The 17,950-nt window shown below is 45.8% G+C and carries 14 protein-coding genes; 8 read left to right on the top strand and 6 right to left on the bottom strand.

Features of this window, described 5'->3' with window-relative positions; translation table 11 throughout:
- Positions 1-34: 34 nt before the first annotated feature.
- The 4 genes from ACE1OE_RS18475 (at position 35) to ACE1OE_RS18460 (ending at position 5,844) form a co-directional block, all read left to right on the top strand.
- Entirely contained in the window at positions 35-1,222 is a 1,188-nt protein-coding gene (locus ACE1OE_RS18475) for a 3-phenylpropionate MFS transporter (RefSeq protein WP_449211910.1), read from the top strand.
- A gap of 104 nt (positions 1,223-1,326) precedes the next feature.
- Positions 1,327-4,755, top strand: coding sequence for a hybrid sensor histidine kinase/response regulator (locus ACE1OE_RS18470; RefSeq protein WP_372062938.1), 3,429 nt, complete (start codon positions 1,327-1,329; stop codon positions 4,753-4,755).
- A gap of 162 nt (positions 4,756-4,917) precedes the next feature.
- Positions 4,918-5,250, top strand: a complete 333-nt coding sequence (locus ACE1OE_RS18465; protein ID WP_372062937.1) for a DUF3316 domain-containing protein — start codon at positions 4,918-4,920, stop codon at positions 5,248-5,250.
- A 258-nt stretch (positions 5,251-5,508) separates the two neighbouring features.
- Complete coding sequence (locus tag ACE1OE_RS18460; protein ID WP_102468226.1) at positions 5,509-5,844, top strand: DUF3316 domain-containing protein; 336 nt, start codon at positions 5,509-5,511, stop codon at positions 5,842-5,844.
- A 130-nt stretch (positions 5,845-5,974) separates the two neighbouring features.
- Here the strand turns inward: ACE1OE_RS18460 and ACE1OE_RS18455 are convergent, their stop codons facing one another.
- Together ACE1OE_RS18455 and ACE1OE_RS18450 are read right to left on the bottom strand one after the other, a co-directional pair.
- Positions 5,975-7,678: a sodium:solute symporter family protein gene (locus ACE1OE_RS18455; protein ID WP_102471187.1), complete on the bottom strand. Its 1,704-nt coding sequence runs from the start codon at positions 7,676-7,678 to the stop codon at positions 5,975-5,977.
- A 10-nt stretch (positions 7,679-7,688) separates the two neighbouring features.
- Positions 7,689-7,955: a DUF4212 domain-containing protein gene (locus tag ACE1OE_RS18450; protein WP_102471186.1), complete on the bottom strand. Its 267-nt coding sequence runs from the start codon at positions 7,953-7,955 to the stop codon at positions 7,689-7,691.
- 332 nt (positions 7,956-8,287) lie between these two features.
- On the opposite strand from ACE1OE_RS18450, the gene ACE1OE_RS18445 reads away from it, so the two are divergent.
- Positions 8,288-10,021 (top strand): potassium/proton antiporter, encoded by a 1,734-nt coding sequence (locus ACE1OE_RS18445; protein ID WP_372062935.1) that lies wholly within the window; start codon positions 8,288-8,290, stop codon positions 10,019-10,021.
- Positions 10,022-10,100: 79 nt separating this feature from the next.
- On the opposite strand, the gene ACE1OE_RS18440 is transcribed toward ACE1OE_RS18445, so the two are convergent.
- From ACE1OE_RS18440 to aspA, 4 genes are all read right to left on the bottom strand, one after another.
- On the bottom strand, positions 10,101-10,730 hold the full coding sequence (locus tag ACE1OE_RS18440; RefSeq protein ID WP_449211909.1) for a response regulator: 630 nt from the start codon (positions 10,728-10,730) through the stop codon (positions 10,101-10,103).
- Between the two features lie 99 nt (positions 10,731-10,829).
- Complete coding sequence (locus ACE1OE_RS18435; RefSeq protein WP_449211931.1) at positions 10,830-12,614, bottom strand: protein-disulfide reductase DsbD; 1,785 nt, start codon at positions 12,612-12,614, stop codon at positions 10,830-10,832.
- Positions 12,615-12,768: 154 nt separating this feature from the next.
- Complete coding sequence (locus ACE1OE_RS18430) at positions 12,769-14,079, bottom strand: anaerobic C4-dicarboxylate transporter (protein ID WP_372062934.1); 1,311 nt, start codon at positions 14,077-14,079, stop codon at positions 12,769-12,771.
- A gap of 148 nt (positions 14,080-14,227) precedes the next feature.
- Positions 14,228-15,679, bottom strand: coding sequence for an aspartate ammonia-lyase (gene aspA / locus ACE1OE_RS18425; RefSeq protein ID WP_449211908.1), 1,452 nt, complete (start codon positions 15,677-15,679; stop codon positions 14,228-14,230).
- A gap of 349 nt (positions 15,680-16,028) precedes the next feature.
- Here aspA and ACE1OE_RS18420 point away from each other — a divergent pair, with 349 nt between their 5' ends.
- From ACE1OE_RS18420 to mutM, 3 genes are read left to right on the top strand one after another with little or no spacing between them, the layout of a single operon-like run.
- A complete protein-coding gene (locus ACE1OE_RS18420) occupies positions 16,029-16,553 on the top strand; it encodes an FxsA family protein (protein WP_102471180.1) in 525 nt (174 codons plus the stop codon).
- Between the two features lie 6 nt (positions 16,554-16,559).
- Positions 16,560-17,078, top strand: coding sequence for a hypothetical protein (locus tag ACE1OE_RS18415; protein ID WP_449211907.1), 519 nt, complete (start codon positions 16,560-16,562; stop codon positions 17,076-17,078).
- A gap of 14 nt (positions 17,079-17,092) precedes the next feature.
- Positions 17,093-17,902 (top strand): bifunctional DNA-formamidopyrimidine glycosylase/DNA-(apurinic or apyrimidinic site) lyase, encoded by an 810-nt coding sequence (gene mutM / locus ACE1OE_RS18410; protein ID WP_449211906.1) that lies wholly within the window; start codon positions 17,093-17,095, stop codon positions 17,900-17,902.
- The last annotated feature ends 48 nt before the right edge of the window (positions 17,903-17,950 follow it).

Genomic DNA, 17,950 nt, shown 5'->3' with positions numbered 1-17,950 from the left:
GTGCGAATTTATCTTTTCTTTTTAGGTTGTTGTTATGTTGAACCCTTCCCCTTTTGCCTGGGTGTCCCAGTATCTTTTTGGTTTCTTCTTTTCCTATGGTGTTTATTTACCGTTTTGGGCGCTATGGTTTGAAGATCAAGGCGTTTCTGCAACAGATGTCGGTATGTTGATGGGATTGGGCTTTGCGACTCGGTGTGTCGCCAATCTATTGATCACACCAAGAATTCATCAGGTTGAGCGGTTACTGCCCGCGCTTCGTTGGGCGACGCTCGCTTGTACAATATTCATTGCATTACATCTTGCCGCTGGGCCAAGTTTTGTGCTGCTTGCCCTGGTCACCGTCTTGTTTAATTTAAGCTTTGGCCCAGTGGTGCCTTTGTCTGACGCAATGGCCAATCACTATGCTAGCCGTGGCATATTGGACTATGGTCGTACTCGTCTTTGGGGATCGATAGCCTTTATTGTTGGTTCCTCGGTTGTCGGGTATTTGGCCTCGCAGTTTGGCGCTAATATGATCGTTTACACGGCGCTGGCAGGGTTTGTGTTGTCCATGCTGCTGGTGATGAGAACACCGATGACGCCACCAGCGAGCGAAGGCTCGCATTCGATGGAGCGGCCAAGCCTAAAAGCCCTGCTTTGTGACCGGAACGTCATTCGTTTTCTCGTGCTGATTGCCCTGATTCAAGGCAGTCATGCTGCGTATTACAGCTTTAGTTCCATTTATTGGAAAGAAGCAGGGCACCCTGAGAGTGTGATCGGTTATCTGTGGAGTCTTGGTGTCGTTTCTGAAGTCATGCTGTTTGCTTTTAGCAAAAAATGGTTTGCTGGCTGGTCACTGCGTACGTTGTTTGTGATCTCATCGATTGGTGTGATTATTCGTTGGAGCTTAACTGCATCAACTATTGCATTGCCTGCGCTCGTCATTATTCAGCTATTACATGGTGTGACATTTGGCATTGCTCATATTGCCGCTATTCAATATATCCAAAAATCTGAACCCAATAAGATGGTGGCACTACAGTCACTTTATAATGCGATTCCACTTGGTGCTTTTATTGCGTTGATGATGGCCGTAAGTGGTTGGGGTTACGAGCAGTGGGGGGCAAATATTTTTTGGGGAATGGCAGTGATGGGGGTGCTTGCGCTCTTTATTAAAGTCGAGCCGAGTGGTAAACCCAATGAATACATCAAGGATATTTCTCAGCCTGAACCACAGAAATGACGCTAAGCGTTTGAGTTATTGGGTTATAGCCCTTTAAATAATGGCAATGGTTTTAAAATGCGAGTGGCGTTTTAAGTACTGACAGTGTTTAAGGGATATGATCGATGCAAGGATGGATAGTAGTTCCGGTCTCGCTGGCATACCTTGGGGTGTTATTTCTCATCGCATGGTATGGAGATAGGCAAAAAAAATGGTTATCTAAGTGGCGGCCTTGGGTCTATAGCCTTTCGATTGCGGTTTACTGTACCTCTTGGACTTTCTACGGAACCGTTGGGCAAGCGAGTAATAATCCTTGGTCATTCTTGCCGATTTATATTGCCCCTATTTTGGTGTTTACCTTAGGGTGGCGATTGATTGCTCGTCTTGTGTTGATAGCCAAGCGTGAGCACATCACCTCCATAGCCGATTTTATCGCGGCTCGATACGGAAAATCTCAAGGCCTAGCGGTGGCGGTGACCCTCATCGCTGTCGCGGGCATCTTGCCTTATATTGCACTACAACTGCGTGGCATCACGATGGGGCTGGATGTTGTTGCGCCGACTTTAGCTACCGACCTTGGTTATCAAGATACTCATATTTCGTGGTTTGTCGTCGGTGCTCTGGCGGTCTTTACCATGCTGTTTGGTACGCGCCATGTCGATAATACAGAGCATCATCGTGGCATGATGATGGCCGTAGCGTTTGAATCTATCGTTAAGCTGTTCGCTTTTTTAGTGGTCGGCTTTTTTATCCTTTATCTTGCTTGGGAAAGACCCGATATTCAGTTGTCTGAGTTGGCGGCGAGTACTTATCAATCACCCAATATCGCAACGCTGCTGATTCATACCGCTCTGACCATGATGGCTATTATCTGTCTACCAAGGCAATTTCATACTATGGTGGTTGAGAACGAGCGTGCTCAAGATCTTCATACTGCTCGCTGGTTATTCCCTGTGTACCTTATCTTGATGGGGCTATTTGTTTTGCCCATTGCTTGGGTTGGCCAAGGGCTATTAATGGGGGCGTCACCTGATACGTATGTGATCAGTATTCCTAAGTTTGCTGATGCCGACCATATTGCGTTATTGGCCTTTCTTGGTGGTACTTCTGCGGCAAGTGGCATGGTCATTGTATCGACAATTGCGCTGGCAATTATGGTCTCGAATGACTTGGTGATGCCGCTGTTATTACGTCGAATTAAGCTTGCCCATCGTTCTCATCGTCACCTTTCTGGCTTGTTACTGATTATTCGTCGAGCCTTGATTTGTTTGTTGCTGCTTGGAGCGTGGCTGTTTTATCAAGCTCTGGATAGTATTCATTCCCTCTCTGCGATTGGCTTTTTATCTTTCTCGGCAATTACTCAATTTGCTCCAGCGCTTATCGGTGGGTTGTACTGGCGCTTGGGTAATCGTAAAGGCGTGTATGTCGGCTTGTTGGTTGGTTTTACAATTTGGTTGATTACATTAATGGGAGAGACCGGGTTGCTGGCCGGTGATGCACAAAATAACCTGTTGATATGGGTGATTACGCCCCCAGAAATGTTCGCATCGCTCGATATTGCTAACTCGGATTGGGGTATGCTGATCAGCGTGGTTCTTAATGCCATATGTTTTGTTGCCGTGTCATTATCGACACGCGCGAGCCTAACTGAGCGCTTACAGTCCGCATCATTCGTTGGCACCCCCTTGCCTGAGAGTGAGAATATCAGTCTCTATCAAAGCCGCGTTACGGTGGCTGAGCTAGAGATGTTGGCCTCTCGATTTGTCGGTCGCACGCGGGTGCGCAGCGCGTATCGACAATTCTGGCGACAACAGCAACAAGATGGGCTGCCCAATCAACAAGCATCGGCAGAATTAATTCGCCACACGGAGCGAGTGTTGGCAGGGGTATTTGGTGCTTCTTCGGCTAAGCTCGTGCTGACCTCTGCACTGCAGGGGCGAAATATGCAGTTGGAAGAAGTGGCGACCATCGTTGATGAGGCTTCTGAGCTTTACCACTTTAGTCGCGGCTTGTTGCAAGGCGCGATTGAACATATTGGGCAGGGTATTGCGGTGGTGGATAAGCAGCTTAGGCTGGTGGCATGGAATCGTCGCTATCTGGAGTTATTCACCTTTCCCCCAGGTTTGATTCAGGTGGGGCGACCCATTGCTGATGTGATTCAGCACAATGCAGAACAAGGGTTATGTGGCCCTGGTGATCCCAATGAGCATGTGCGTCGACGGATCTATCATTTAGAGCAGGGCTCACCCCATACGTCTTCAAGAATTAGAGCCGATGGTAGCGTCATTGAGGTGCAAGGAAACCCAATGCCTGGCGGAGGGTTTGTGATGAGCTTTACCGATATTACCGTCTTTCGAGAGGCTGAAAATGCACTAAGAGATGCGAATGAGCGGCTAGAAGTTAGGGTTGTTGAGCGGACAAAAGAGTTAGAAAAACTCAATACACGACTGGTGTTAGCGACACAGAAATCTGAAACAGAATCACATTCTAAAATGCGTTTCCTAGCGGCAGTGAGTCATGATCTAATGCAGCCCCTTAATGCGGCGCGTTTGTTTGCCTCCTCATTGTCGGAGGTGAGTAAAGATAATGAAACTAAAAAGTTATCGTCACACATAGAAAGTGCACTGGGTGCGGCAGAAGAATTAATTGGTGATCTGCTGGATATTTCTCGCTTAGAGTCAGGAAAGCTACAAACCAAAATGCGTGGCTTTGCCTTGTCTGAGGTTTTTGACACATTAGAGGCTGAGTTTAGTGCAATATCGGTCGGGCAAAATATTCGCTTTTCGGTGGTCTCTTCAAGTCTCATTGTACGTTCCGACCCTAAGTTGTTACGTCGGGTATTACAAAACTTTTTGACGAATGCTTTTCGCTATAATCCAGAAGGTAAAGTGGTATTAGGGGCGAGGCGCGTTAATGGGCGTGTCAGGATTGATGTGTGGGATGATGGCATTGGTATTCCTGAAGATAAACAAAAAGAGATTTTTGATGAGTTCTCTCGAGTTGATCAAGCTCGCGCTGATCAAGGTTTAGGTTTAGGTTTGGCGATATCAAGAGGGATCGCTCGTGTGCTTAATCATCAAATATCAATGCAGTCCTGGCAAGACCAAGGAAGTGTTTTTTCAATCACGCTTGATAAGGCGAGCGTGGTTGAATCTATTTTGAAACCTATCCCATCCACCCATAATGAGGCATTGCAGCACCTTAAGATATTGTGTGTTGATAATGAACCAGACATTTTAGTGGGTATGGAGACCCTACTGGCGCGCTGGGGGTGTGACGTCAAAACAGCCTTAGATTTGGTTAGTAGCCTTAAGCATCTAGAAGATGACTGGCAACCTGATGTTATCTTTTCGGATTACCGTTTAGATAATGGTAGGACGGGGTTAGAGGTTCTCCAGCAGTGCCGATTGAGACTTGGCGATTCATTTAAAGGCGTGATCATCAGTGCCGACCGCACGGAAACCATGCTCGAAGGTATCAAATCTAATGGCTTCAGCTTTTTACCCAAACCAGTGAAGCCCCTCAAATTAAGAGCGATGCTGAATCGTCCTTAGTCAGATGAAAGTGATGGGAAGCATAAGTGTCACGATTATGTTATTAAGCTTGCCATTACTTTACCTTATATAACACTTCATTTACCTTGCTTGACAGACTCTTTACAGATGGAGCGTTACGATAGACTCCTCTTCAAACAAGTCAGTTGGAAAGGTGAATATATGAAAAAACTAATAATGGTAGCGTCTATCGCTCTTATGTCTGGAAGTGTATTCGCAGGAAGCGATATCGGTAATACCAAACTTGAAACAGAAAGTTTTCAGAGTAAGCAACAAGCCTATGAAGCTGGTTATCAGTTGGTTGATGAACTCAATGAAATGACCAATGGGGCTTTAGCACACCAATTAAAGTTGAATGGGCACAGTGAAAACATTCAAGATATTGAATTAAAAAACACAGAAATTTCTGTTCAAGAATACGCTGAAAAACAAGGTGTTATTAAATACCGAGCTTCAGTGAACGTAAACTACGAATATGACGCGAAAGATAGTTAAGCTCCGAGAGGTCTTATCTTAGGAATGTGTCGTATTTTTAAGCAAAGAATGCAGTCTGCTTATTAAAGTGAAGGGTATGAATAGAACATACTGACTGCTATTCCGCGCTCTATTTTTGAAGTTCAGCTGAACTTCGGTAAGTAAATGTCAAATACACGGGACAGCCCTCAACGTTGTTGGTCGCATCGTTATTAGCGACATGCTTATAGCGATGGCGATTCAGAGAGTGCAATACCGATAAAACAATGAGGTGTCATCATGAAAAAATTAACATTAATCACCGCGTCTTTACTTCTTTCTTCAGCAGCAATGGCGACGACAACATCACTCGTGGGTGATATTGATTTGCACTCCGATGGTTTTAGTTCGAAACAGCAAGCATACGATGCTGGTTTTCAAATTGTAGAAGATCTGAAGGCGATGCCATCAACGGACTTGGTGTACAAGCTTCGAGTGCATGAAGGTGACTTACTTCGAAATAGTGTGAAGGTTGATGATGCACAGATAACGGTTCAAGAATTCGCGGAAAATCGTGGCGAAATTAAGTATCGCGCTGTTGTCGACGTAGAATACTCTTATAAAGAGCGTTCATAGGCTATTTTGGGCTTAATGGCTTAATGGCTTAATGGCTTAATGGTGAAATAAGAAAGACCGATGTGCAAACATCGGTCTTTTTCGTTGTTAAGCCAACTTTATAGTAACGTTGTTATTGTTTGTCAGTTGATTAATGGTCGTGAGCTTCGCCTGCGCCTTTCGGGTAACGAATAGACTCAACCATTTCTTGTACGTCATTTGGTACTTCAGCGGTAAATTTATTGACCACAATGGATACAACAAAGTTTAGACACATACCCAGTGTACCAATCCCTTCAGGGCTGATTCCAAACCACCAGTTTTCAGGTGAGCTTGCTGCTGGGTTAATGAATTTGAAGTAAATGATGTAGCTTGCAGTGAAGGCAATACCCGTCAACATACCGGCAATGGCTCCTTCCTTATTCATCTTCTTGTAGAAAATACCCAAGATGATGGCAGGGAAGAAAGAGGCAGCGGCTAGACCAAAGGCAAAAGCAACCACTTGTGCAACGAACCCAGGAGGGTTTATACCTAAGTACCCCGCCCCGACAATCGCGACCATTGCTGCAATACGAGCGGCGAGTAGCTCTTGCTTATCGGTCATGTTTGGTCTGAAGCCTTTCTTCAGTAAATCATGAGAGATAGAGGTAGAGATTACTAATAATAGACCCGCAGCCGTTGACAGTGCAGCCGCTAGGCCACCCGCTGCAAGCAATGCAACCACCCAGTTAGGTAATTTTGCCAACTCAGGAGAAGCCAGTACGATAATATCGCGGTTGATCTTCATTTCGTTGCGTTCGTCACCCGAGTAGAACATCTTACCGTCGCCGTTTTTATCTTCCCAGCCGACTAGGCCTGTGCTTTCCCAGTTTTGATACCAACTCGGTGCTTCAGCGGCAGGAACCCCTTTCATGTCGGGACCGTTGATGGTCTCAATCATGTTAACGCGAGCAAATGCGGCAACCCCAGGTGCAGTTGTGTACAGCAATGAGATGAACAGAAGTGCCCAACCTGCCGAGATACGAGCATCACGTACACGTGGCACTGTGAAGAAGCGAATGATGACGTGAGGAAGACCGGCAGTACCTACCATTAGAGCGGCACAGATGAAGAACACATCCACCATGCTCTTGTTGCCTTCGGTATAGGCGGTAAACCCGAGCTCTTCAGTTAATCCATCAAGTTTATCAAGTAGATAAACATCCGTTCCGGTAAGTGTGGAGCCCATACCAACCTGTGGAAGTGGGTTACCTGTCATCATGATAGAGGTGAAAATTGCAGGGACAAGGAAAGCGAAAATGAGAACACAGAATTGAGCTACCTGTGTATAAGTGATGCCTTTCATGCCACCTAGTACCGCGTAGAAGAACACAATACCCATACCGATAATGATGCCGAGGTTAATGTCGACCTCTAAGAAACGAGAGAATACGACACCAACACCACGCATCTGGCCTGCGACGTAAGTGAACGATACGAAGATCGCACAAAAGACGGCAACCATACGTGCGGTTCTTGAGTAATAACGCTCACCAATAAAATCGGGAACCGTAAACTGCCCAAATTTGCGAAGGTAAGGTGCTAAACATAGCGCAAGAAGTACATAACCTCCGGTCCAACCCATAAGGTAAACCGCGCCGTCGTAACCGACGAAGGAAATAATACCCGCCATTGAAATAAACGATGCTGCCGACATCCAGTCTGCGGCTGTCGCCATGCCGTTAGCAACAGGGTGTACACCACCACCCGCCACGTAAAACTCACTGGTTGAACCCGCACGAGCCCAGATAGCGATGCCGATATACAATGCGAAGGTAATACCGACGAGAATAAACGTCCAAGTTTGAATATCCATGTTCTAGCCTCTAGTCTTCTTGTACGTTGTATTTTTTGTCGAGCGCATTCATGCGAGCAACGTAAATAAATATCAGCGCCACGAAGGTATAAATCGAACCTTGCTGAGCAAACCAAAACCCGAGTTTAAAACCGCCAAATTGAATGGTATTGAGGGCATCAACAAATAAAATGCCGGCGCCGTAAGATACGACAAACCAAACCGTGAGCAGTGTACCCATGATTCCCAAATTTTCTTTCCAGTAGGCTTGCGCATGTTCCGATGATTCGAACGCCATGGCCATCTCCTTATTAAGTGGTGTTAACGTAATGTTACGCTTAATAAGGTAGCAGGGTCTTGACTAGAACTCTGTGCAACTTTAGTCGAGCAGTGAAAGCTATAAATGCATTAACTAACAGTGTGTTATGTCTTTGCATGCAAAAAGTGTGATGTTAATTTGCTGTTAAATTAGCCAAAGGTCTAATATTTAACAGTATCAACAAGCGGTGATAGGTCAATTAAGTACACATTAATACACAAGTGCCTTGTAAATTAACGAAGTTGAACGTGAACAATTATGTTTTAATTGCCGTGTTAGTAATAAGTTACAAGCATTGTGGAGAGGAATGAGTGGACGCAGATTCGATTAATAGCCTTTTTTTAACGGGCGCCGTTCTTGTGGCATTGAGCGTGGTCTTTAGCCAGGTGTCAGCAAAGCTAGGTGTCCCGATTCTCGTCATGTTTTTAGGCATCGGGATGCTGGCTGGAGAAGATGGCCCAGGTGGTATTTATTTTGACGACTATTCGATAACCTACCTAGTGAGCAATCTAGCACTGGCTGTCATTTTGCTGGATGGCGGGATGCGTACCCGAGTTGCTAGTTTTCGCGTTGCTTTTTGGCCGTCGATTACAATGGCAACGCTTGGTGTCGCTTGTACCACCACGCTTACTGGTTTGATGGCGATGTGGTTGTTTGACCTCGAACTCTTACAAGGCATCTTGGTCGGCGCTATCGTGGGGTCAACAGATGCTGCGGCCGTTTTCTCTTTACTGAAAGGGCGTCAACTCAATGAACGTGTTGGTGCGACTCTTGAGATTGAGTCTGGAACCAATGACCCTATGGCTGTATTCCTGACCGTTACATTGATTGCGGTTCTTGGTAGTTCAGGCTCTGACTTGGGGGCAACGTTCCTGGTTAAGAGTTTTCTGATGCAATTTGGTATTGGTATCTTCATCGGTTTGGCTGGTGGTTGGTTGCTTTGGAAGCTGGTTAATCGAACACAGTTGCACGAAGGGTTGTATTCGATATTAGTGATCAGTGGCGGCGTTGCGCTACTTGCGCTCGCAAACCAACTTGGTGGTAGCGGTATTCTGTCGATTTATCTGGTGGGGTTATTACTGGGTAATAAACCGACTCGTTCTCGTCATTCCATATTGAGCGTATTGGATGGCATGACTTGGCTTAGCCAAATCGTGATGTTTTTGGTACTCGGTTTATTGGTGACCCCATCCAGCCTGATTGAAATTATGCTCCCTGGCTTTGCATTAGCGTTTGGTATGATCTTTTTTGCAAGGCCAATCTCCGTCTGGTTAGGCTTGTCTCTGTTTAAGAGTTTTGGTGCTCGTGAGAAATGGTTTATCTCATGGATTGGGCTAAGAGGCGCGGTGCCTATTATCCTCGCGGTGTACCCTATGATGGCGGGGCTTCCTAATGCCCAATTGTATTTCAACATTGCGTTCTTTGTGGTGTTGGTTTCGTTGGTGGTACAAGGCGGCACGTTAATGAAGGCCGCAGCCTTAGCTAAGGTCGAATTACCACCTAAACCTGAGCCTATGTCTCGCTCCGGTGTCGAAATATTTCCGACAAGTGAGTGGGAACTGTTTATTTATAAACTGAAACTGGAAAAGTGGTGTGTAGGTGAACCATTACGTAAATTAAAGATGCCGAAAGGTACTCGTATCGCGGCACTATTTAGAGATAACCAGCTCCTACATCCATCAGGAAGTACGGTATTACGAGCGGACGATACGCTGTGTGTTTTGGCTCAAGATAAAGACTTAGACGCGTTAAGTGCCTTGTTTAGTGACGCGCCAGAAGATGAAAGTTTGGCACGATTCTTTGGTGACTTCTTTTTGGATGCTACTGCTAGGTTATCCGATGTATCGACTTTTTATGGCCTAGATTTTGATGACGTTGATGAAGATATGACATTGAAAAGCCTAGTGGAAAAAGAGCTCGGCGCTCAACCCGTGTTAGGTGACAGTTTTGAATGGCATGGATTGCAGTGGGTGGTGGCGGCAATTGAAGAGAATAGCGTCACTAAATTAGGACTTTGTTTGCCTGAAACATTGGACGAGTCATGATTATATTGTGCGTTAGGGTGTGATTGTCGAAAACGATTTATGAATAACTCGATAACCCTTGCAGGGCTATCGAGTTAATTTATTCACTAGCGTCATTAAGTAAAATAACCGCCTGAGTTCGATTTTTTACCCCTAACTTTCTAAATATGGCAGTCATATGGGCCTTGATCGTCGCCTCAGAAACATTCAAATCATAAGCAATTTGCTTGTTGAGTAGGCCATCTGACAGCATGCCAAGAACCTTGTATTGTTGAGGGGTTAGGGTCGAGATTTTTTCAGCCAGATCACTATAAACCGAGTCATCGGAAAGCAATTCAGGCGGAAAGTAAGGTTCTCCCTCAAGGACTTGGTTTAAGGCACCGATTAGCGCTTTCATATCACTTGATTTGGGAATGAAACCAAAGGCCCCATGTATCTTAACTTGAGAGACGATACTGGCTTCTTCACTTGCAGAAATCACCACAATAGGAATATCTGGGTGATCCGCTCTAAGCTGAATCAGACCGGACATACCGTTTGCTCCGGGCATCTTGAGATCGAGCAATATCAGATCGGGTTCTTCACTTTTCTCGAGCAAGCTGAGTAAAGAGGAGAGGGAATCGGCTTCCAATAAATTGGCACCACTTATCGCCATGTGCACCGATTGAAATAGTGCATTTCTAAACAGTGGATGATCGTCAGCGATAATGATGGTGTACGTCGGTTCCATGTTATCTCGATATTTTACAAAAATGTTAACACTATTATTGATGCTCTTGAGATAGCAAACAATTAACTCAATGCAAAACTCTGATGCGAATCGAATTTTTTATTGAGTTAGTTGGCTTTTTCTCAGGTGTTGTAAGAAATCCTCGGCCGGAACAAAGCCTGTGAGTCGGGCGCTGGGTTGAGCTTGCCCTTTAGAGTCCCAAAATTCAATGGTTGGAAGCCCTAGTACATTCATTGCTTTTAGCAATTCAATGTCCTGTGGTTGATTTTTAGTGACGTCGGCTTGCAGTAAGACAAACCCTTTTAATACAGGCTCAACCGATGGGTCATGGAAGGTGTATTTTTCAAACTCTTTGCAAGCGACGCACCAGTCAGCGTAGAAATCGAGCATGACAGGCTTGCCAACCAGTTTGGCTTGCTCAAGAGCTTGATTTAGTTCTGCTACGTTACTTACTCGAGTAAATGAAACTTGTGCTTCTGAGCGAGTATGCAAAGACTCTCCAAACCAATACTGTAAGGCGGGTTGCGCAGAGGCAAAAAGGCCAAGTATGGCCACAATGCCGACAAAGCTTTGTTTCCATCCCCCGAAAGTGAGGGTATTTTTCTGATGATACAGCCAGCCAAACGCAGCAATACCTAACCCAGACCAAAGTACTGTGCTCCAAAGCTCAGGCAAAATACGCTCGAGTAAGAAAATAGGCGCCGCAAGTAGGACAAATCCAAAGAGGGTTTTGACTCGATCCATCCATGCCCCTGCTTTAGGAAGCAGTTTATTGCCAAATACAGCCGCCGCGATAAGTGGGATCCCCATGCCTAAGGCTAACGCATACAAGGTAATGCCACCGGTTAAGAGGTCACCACTTTGTGCGACATAAAGTAATGCCCCAGAGAGTGGCGCGGTCGTACATGGTGAGCAAACAAGGCCAGAAATAGCGCCCATCAAAAAGACACCGACGAGGTTGCCTCCTTGTTGTTGATTGCTGATACCGTTTAACCAAGTTTGAGCTCTGGACGGTAACTGTATGGTGTATAAGCCGAACATGGATAATGCCAGTGCGACAAAGAGAATGCTGAGCCCAATTAATACATATGGGTGTTGCATCGCCGCTTGAAATTGCATGCCAGCAGAGGCAACAATAAGCCCAAGTAAGGTATAGGTTAAGGCCATGCCTTGAACGTAAACAAATGAAAGCCCAAGGGCTTGCTTTTGTGTACGCTTACCCCCCCCTAATACAATGCTGGTGAGGATAGGGTACATGGGTAACACGCAAGGGGTAAACGCAAGACCAATACCCAGTAACAAGAAGAGCGCCGGGGCCCACCATACTTGAGCGAGCTTATCGGTGAGGTCATTGTTTGATGACGTAGTGGTATCAATCGTTGTTGAGCTTGTTGTGATTGGCCTTTGTGGGGCAACGGCAGAGTCATCGAAGTTAAATGGCTCTATCGTAATGGTTCTAGTTTCGGGTGGGTAGCAAAAGCCCGCTTTCGCACAGCCTTGATACTGAACAATCAGTTGTCCCCCTTGCTGATATTTCTCTAGTGGGACCTGGATGAAGAGCGGTTCAGTATAGATGTTTACTTTGCCAAAGAATTCGTCTTCGTATGGCGTACCATCCTCCATTTCAAGAGCGCCTATGGTGACGTTATCGCCACTGATACTGATCCTATCTTGATACAAATAATAGTCATCTTTGACTTGCCAATCGATGAACACCCGTTGCCCTTGTTGGTAGTAATTGAACGGAAATGCTTGATCAACTGGAACAAAGCTATTGGGGGCTTGAGGTGAAAATACCGCACCTGAGTCTTGTTCGAATTGAGCAAGGCTTGGCCATGATATGGCGACAAGAGAAAGTAGGATGAGCTTATAAAGTATTCGTATCATAAGGAAATATTGGCAAGTTCATGTCTAGGGTTATCAAGAGTTATCTTAACCTAAGACAGGCAGATAGGAAGTTTTGTTTCAAATGAAGGATAAAAAAAGAGCTACGTATTACGCAGCTCTTGATGTTTTTCAAAACCACATTCGCCTTTGCTTAGCCGATGAGCAATCCACCAAAAGCAAAACCAAGTGCAACGGCTGTGCTGATCGTAGCGACGCCAGGTAAGAAGAACGGATGATTGAAGACATACTGGCCAATGCGTGTCGAACCCGTGTCATCCATTTCTACTGCCGCGAGTAGTGTTGGATAGGTCGGCAATACAAACAGTGCGCTAACGGCAGCAAAAGAGGCGACCGCTGTCAGTGGGGCGACGCCAATCGCGAGAGCTGCCGGCATAAGTGCGACGGTTGTGGCACCTTGAGAATATAGGAGCATCGACGCGAAGAATAATACTAACGCGAGCATCCATGGGTAGTCTTGCAGTAATGCGCCCGCAAAGTCTTTAATTTCATCCACATGAGCATTAACAAAAGTGGAGCCTAACCATGCGACACCGAGCACGCAGACACAAGCGGTCATACCTGAACGGAAGGTCGCTGCCGCGGGAATCTGTGATGCATCAATCTTGGTAAACAGTGTAATGGCACCAGCGGCGGCAAGCATGACCGTCATGATGGCTTCATTGCGTCCCAATGCTGGATTCTCGATGAGGCCGACAGAGCTTGAGATCGCAGCGGCATAGCAGACGACAAAAGCAATGGCGGCTAAGAAGATATAAGTGGCGGTTTTTGCCGTCGGTAATATTTCACGCTTTTGAGTGGTGTTCAGCTTGATAAGACCTTGAGCAAGACGTTCTTGATAGACGGGATCATCTTTGAGTTCACTGCCCATAAAGTTGGCAACAAAAGCGCCAACCATACAAGCGATAAAGGTGGTTGGAATACAAACCGCAAGCAGGGTCAAATAATCGACACCCATTGGTGCAAGCATGGCAGCGAAGGCAACGACTGCAGCAGAGATTGGCGAAGCGGTAATAGCAATTTGAGAAGCAACAACTGCAATCGAAAGCGGTCGAGACGGACGAACGCCTTGGCCTTTGGCTACTTCTGCAATCACAGGAAGTGTTGAGAATGCCGTATGACCGGTACCGGCAAGTAGCGTCATGACAAACGTGACGATAGGGGCATAAAAAGTAATTCGTTCAGGGTGTTTGCGTAAAAAGTTTTCTGCGATTTGTACTAACCAATCCATACCACCAGCGACCTGCATTGCGGCAATCGCGGTAATAACCGACATGATGATTAAGATGACATCGACAGGAATATAAGATTGGCTGGTAGGAACCCCTAACACGAGGGACAAAGCAATGACACCTGCGCCCCCCGCTAAACCGATACCAATACCGCCGATACGTGCGCCCAAATAAATGAACAGCAGTACCACGGCCAGTTCTAGAGCAATCATAGCAAATCCTCTTATTGTGGTTCGTTGATCCAATCTACAGCTTAGATTGAATAAGAACGTTTATGTTGTGTTAAGTCAGTGTTATCGAGAGTGATGTGTTCGTAATGACCAGCAAAAAGGCCCCCTATAAGGGAGCCTTGAGTGCGGATTATTCGTAGCGCTTGGCTTTATACTGAGGTTTCATGAGATTGTCTACCGAGAAAATGTCATCAAGTTCTTCTTCCGATAACAGACCGCGCTCAAGAACCACTTCTTTAACGCTCTTGCCGGTTTCTGCGCAGATTTTTCCAACGATATCACCCTCGTGATGACCGATGTATGGATTGAGGTAAGTGACGATGCCAATCGAGTTGTAAACATAGCTCTCACAGACTTCTTTATTGACAGTAATACCATCCACACACTTATCGCGCAGGTTTACGCAGGCATTTTTGAGGATCTCTAGTGATTCAAACATGCTTTGTGCAATTACGGGCTCCATAACATTCAGCTGTAACTGTCCGCCTTCGGCAGCAAAGGAAATGGTCGTGTCGTTCCCCAACACTTTGAAGCACACTTGGTTAACCACTTCTGGAACCACTGGGTTAACTTTTGCGGGCATGATTGAAGAGCCAGCTTGTAACTCAGGTAGGTTGAGTTCATTGAGTCCTGAGCGAGGGCCAGAAGATAACAACCGTAGGTCATTACAAACCTTAGACAGCTTGACTGCTAGGCGCTTTAACGCACTGTGTGTCATGACGTAAGCGCCGCAATCTGACGTCGCTTCAATCAAGTCTTCGGCAGGCACGCACTCGAGTCCCGTAACCGCTGAAAGGTGTTTTACTGCTAACTCTTGGTAACCTGGGGCGGCATTCAAGCCAGTACCGATAGCGGTAGCACCTAGATTCACCTCTAGTAAAAGCTTAGAGGTATAGTCAAGATTACGGATCTCTTCGTTAAGCGTGACAGCCCATGCGTGGAACTCTTGTCCAACGGTCATCGGTACAGCATCTTGCAGTTGAGTACGACCCATTTTAAGAATGGTGGAGAACTCTTGGCTTTTGGCTTCAAATGCCCCTTTTAGGTATTCGATCGAGTCCATGAGCTTATGGACACTGTTGTAAACCGCGATACGAAAACCGGTAGGGTAAGCACAGTTAGTGGATTGGCTCTTGTTAACATGGTCATTTGGGTTGATGAACTCATACTGGCCTTTTTCCTTGCCCATAAGTTCTAGCGCAACATTGGCAATGACTTCATTGGTGTTCATATTCACTGACGTGCCAGCGCCACCTTGAAATACGTCTGATGGGAATTGGTCCATACATTTCCCAGTTTCAAGAATGACATCGCAGGCTTGAATGAGGTACTGAGCGACATCTTTAGGTAAGACACCTAACTCGCGGTTTGCTAACGTTGCTGCTTTCTTCGTCATCACCATGCCACGAACAAAATCAGGCACATCAGAAATGGTGGCATTCGAGATATTAAAGTTTTCAATGGCACGCAACGTATGGATACCATAGTAAGCGTCCGCAGGGACATGACGTTGACCTAATAGATCTTCTTCGAGGCGAGTGGCTTTAGCCGCTGTGTTTGGAGCGAGGGTAGAAGTAGCCATACATGGATCCTTAGATAATAGTTCTGCTTAAATTACAGTGTCTTTGCCATATCTGTTTTTAAGAATCCATTCGCCAGAATAATTGGCTGATTTTTACGTCCTGATTTATAGGAAACATATTACTCAAAGTGGCACATAAAAATAGTAGCTGGATCACCTTTTTAACCGAATTTTTGCAGAAACATCATCAATTCATGTGGGATGAGATGAGTATCAAGTTATTCGCTTTCGAGACACAAAATACATACTTTGTAATACTATTTTGTGGTTGCGATCCTTCATTGCGACTGAATTATTTGTGGTTTGCTTCTATGTGCGCGTAAACTGACAATAAAACAAGGAGGACGCTGTGTTTCCGATATTATTATTACTCTTTATTTGTGTGCCGATTATTGAAATTGGTTTGTTTATTCAAGTGGGTGGCTTTTTGGGGCTTTGGCCTACGATAGGGCTCGTCCTCATTACGGCATTTGTAGGTGCGACTCTTGTGCGCAGCCAAGGGCTACAAACCTTAATGTCGGTACAACATCGCTTACAGCAAGGTGAGATGCCTGCGCAACAAATCGTTGAGGGTGTCATGCTTGCTGTCTCTGGGGTGTTGCTGTTGACGCCAGGGTTTATGACCGACGCAATGGGTATGATCGTGTTGATACCTGGACCTCGAGCTATGATTGCGAAATATCTCATGAGTAAAGTGGTGGTCAACACTATGCAGGGCGGCTTTCATCAAGGTGGCGGTCCACAAGGTGGTTTTTATTCGAATGACCCTTTTCAGCGAGGTCCTTTTGATGGCTCACGCCAAGAAAAAGATGACAATACGTTTGAAGGCGAATTTGAACGAAAGGATGATAACGATAGAAACAAGTTGAACTAGCCATTTATGTTATCTCGTTTCAAATTGACTCGACGACGTTGGAATAGCGTATTGATGGCGGCCATTATTCTCTTTATGGGAGTGATGGCGGCACCATCATTGATCAAGCAGTATTTGATATTGCCTCACGATGCCACACCACCTGGCATGATTTTGAACCCAAGCTACTCAGTGATTGAGATAAACGCTGCGGGTCTGCAGCTTTATATCAATGACAAATCTAGCGTATTGGGGGATGAGCAATGGCGAAGCATTCCCGAGCGCTTTGACCGTCAAGCGTCGCAACTTGTGGCTAACTGGCAAGCGATTCACGGCACCATTGTCGATGAATCCACACTCCAGCAATTGAAACCTGCACTGGAGAGCCCTGTGACCATTGAGGTATGGTATCAAGAGGTTGAAGAGCCTCAACGTATCACGGCCTATCGATTTGATCAGTTCTGGTTAATGAAAACCTATAATCAAGAGTGGGTTGCGGTGAGTTTTGATGAACAAGAACTGCTCCCACTCTACGTGACGAAATAAAACTGAGGAACATCATGCCTGAGTTACCAGAAGTTGAAGTATCCCGCCTTGGCATTAGCCCGCATTTACTTGACCAAACCATCCAGAAAATTGTCATTCGCCAGCGTCAGTTACGCTGGTTGATCCCTGAGGAAATTCATCAGTTACATGGTGAAAAAATCCTGACGATTCGTCGTCGAGCTAAATACTTATTGATTGATACGGCTAAAGGGACGGCCATTATTCACTTAGGGATGTCTGGCAGCTTGCGAGTATTGGATACGCCCCCTGAGGCTGAAAAGCATGATCACGTTGATTTGGTGTTAAGTAGTGGCAAGGTGATGCGTTACAACGACCCTCGTCGCTTTGGTGCTTGGTTGTGGTGTGGGCCCGGTGAATCACATGAGCTTTTAGACAACTGCGGACCAGAGCCATTAACCGATGATTTTTCTGTCGAATGGATGATGACTCGAGCGAAGAATAAGCGTGTCGCGGTGAAAACATTTATTATGACCAATGCTAATGTAGTCGGCGTCGGGAATATTTATGCCAGCGAATCCTTATTTCTGGCGGGCGTTCATCCGTTAACGCCGACTCATCGCTTGAAAAAATCCGATTGGACCCGCCTCGTTGCTGAGATTAAAACCGTATTGGCTCAGGCTATTGTCCAAGGTGGCACAACACTAAAAGACTTTTCTCAGACGGATGGCAAGCCGGGTTACTTTGCGCAAGAGTTGCTTGTCTATGGACGTGGTGGCCAACCGTGTAAACAATGTGGCCGTGTGATTCAAGAACTAAAGATTGGGCAGCGAAATACGTTCTTTTGTGAGCAATGCCAAAAATAGCCACGATGGAATGGATTCTCGCCTTAACGCAAGAACCGATGTAAATAT

The sequence above is a fragment of the Vibrio sp. E150_011 genome (assembly GCF_053544015.1).
The sequence above is the reverse complement of the archived record's forward strand: the minus strand, read 5'-3'. Positions and strand labels throughout refer to the sequence as shown.

Bases quoted from the DNA above. Each gene is read 5' to 3' on its own strand.
- ACE1OE_RS18465 (WP_372062937.1), top strand. From the start codon at position 4,918: ATGAAAAAACTAATAATGGTAGCGTCTATCGCTCTTATGTCTGGAAGT.
- ACE1OE_RS18470 (WP_372062938.1), top strand. From the start codon at position 1,327: ATGCAAGGATGGATAGTAGTTCCGGTCTCGCTGGCATACCTTGGGGTG.
- ACE1OE_RS18460 (WP_102468226.1), top strand. From the start codon at position 5,509: ATGAAAAAATTAACATTAATCACCGCGTCTTTACTTCTTTCTTCAGCA.
- ACE1OE_RS18450 (WP_102471186.1), bottom strand. From the start codon at position 7,955: ATGGCGTTCGAATCATCGGAACATGCGCAAGCCTACTGGAAAGAAAAT.
- mutM (WP_449211906.1), top strand. From the start codon at position 17,093: ATGCCTGAGTTACCAGAAGTTGAAGTATCCCGCCTTGGCATTAGCCCG.
- aspA (WP_449211908.1), bottom strand. From the start codon at position 15,679: ATGGCTACTTCTACCCTCGCTCCAAACACAGCGGCTAAAGCCACTCGC.
- ACE1OE_RS18440 (WP_449211909.1), bottom strand. From the start codon at position 10,730: ATGGAACCGACGTACACCATCATTATCGCTGACGATCATCCACTGTTT.
- ACE1OE_RS18475 (WP_449211910.1), top strand. From the start codon at position 35: ATGTTGAACCCTTCCCCTTTTGCCTGGGTGTCCCAGTATCTTTTTGGT.
- ACE1OE_RS18430 (WP_372062934.1), bottom strand. From the start codon at position 14,079: ATGATTGCTCTAGAACTGGCCGTGGTACTGCTGTTCATTTATTTGGGC.
- ACE1OE_RS18455 (WP_102471187.1), bottom strand. From the start codon at position 7,678: ATGGATATTCAAACTTGGACGTTTATTCTCGTCGGTATTACCTTCGCA.
- ACE1OE_RS18415 (WP_449211907.1), top strand. From the start codon at position 16,560: ATGTTATCTCGTTTCAAATTGACTCGACGACGTTGGAATAGCGTATTG.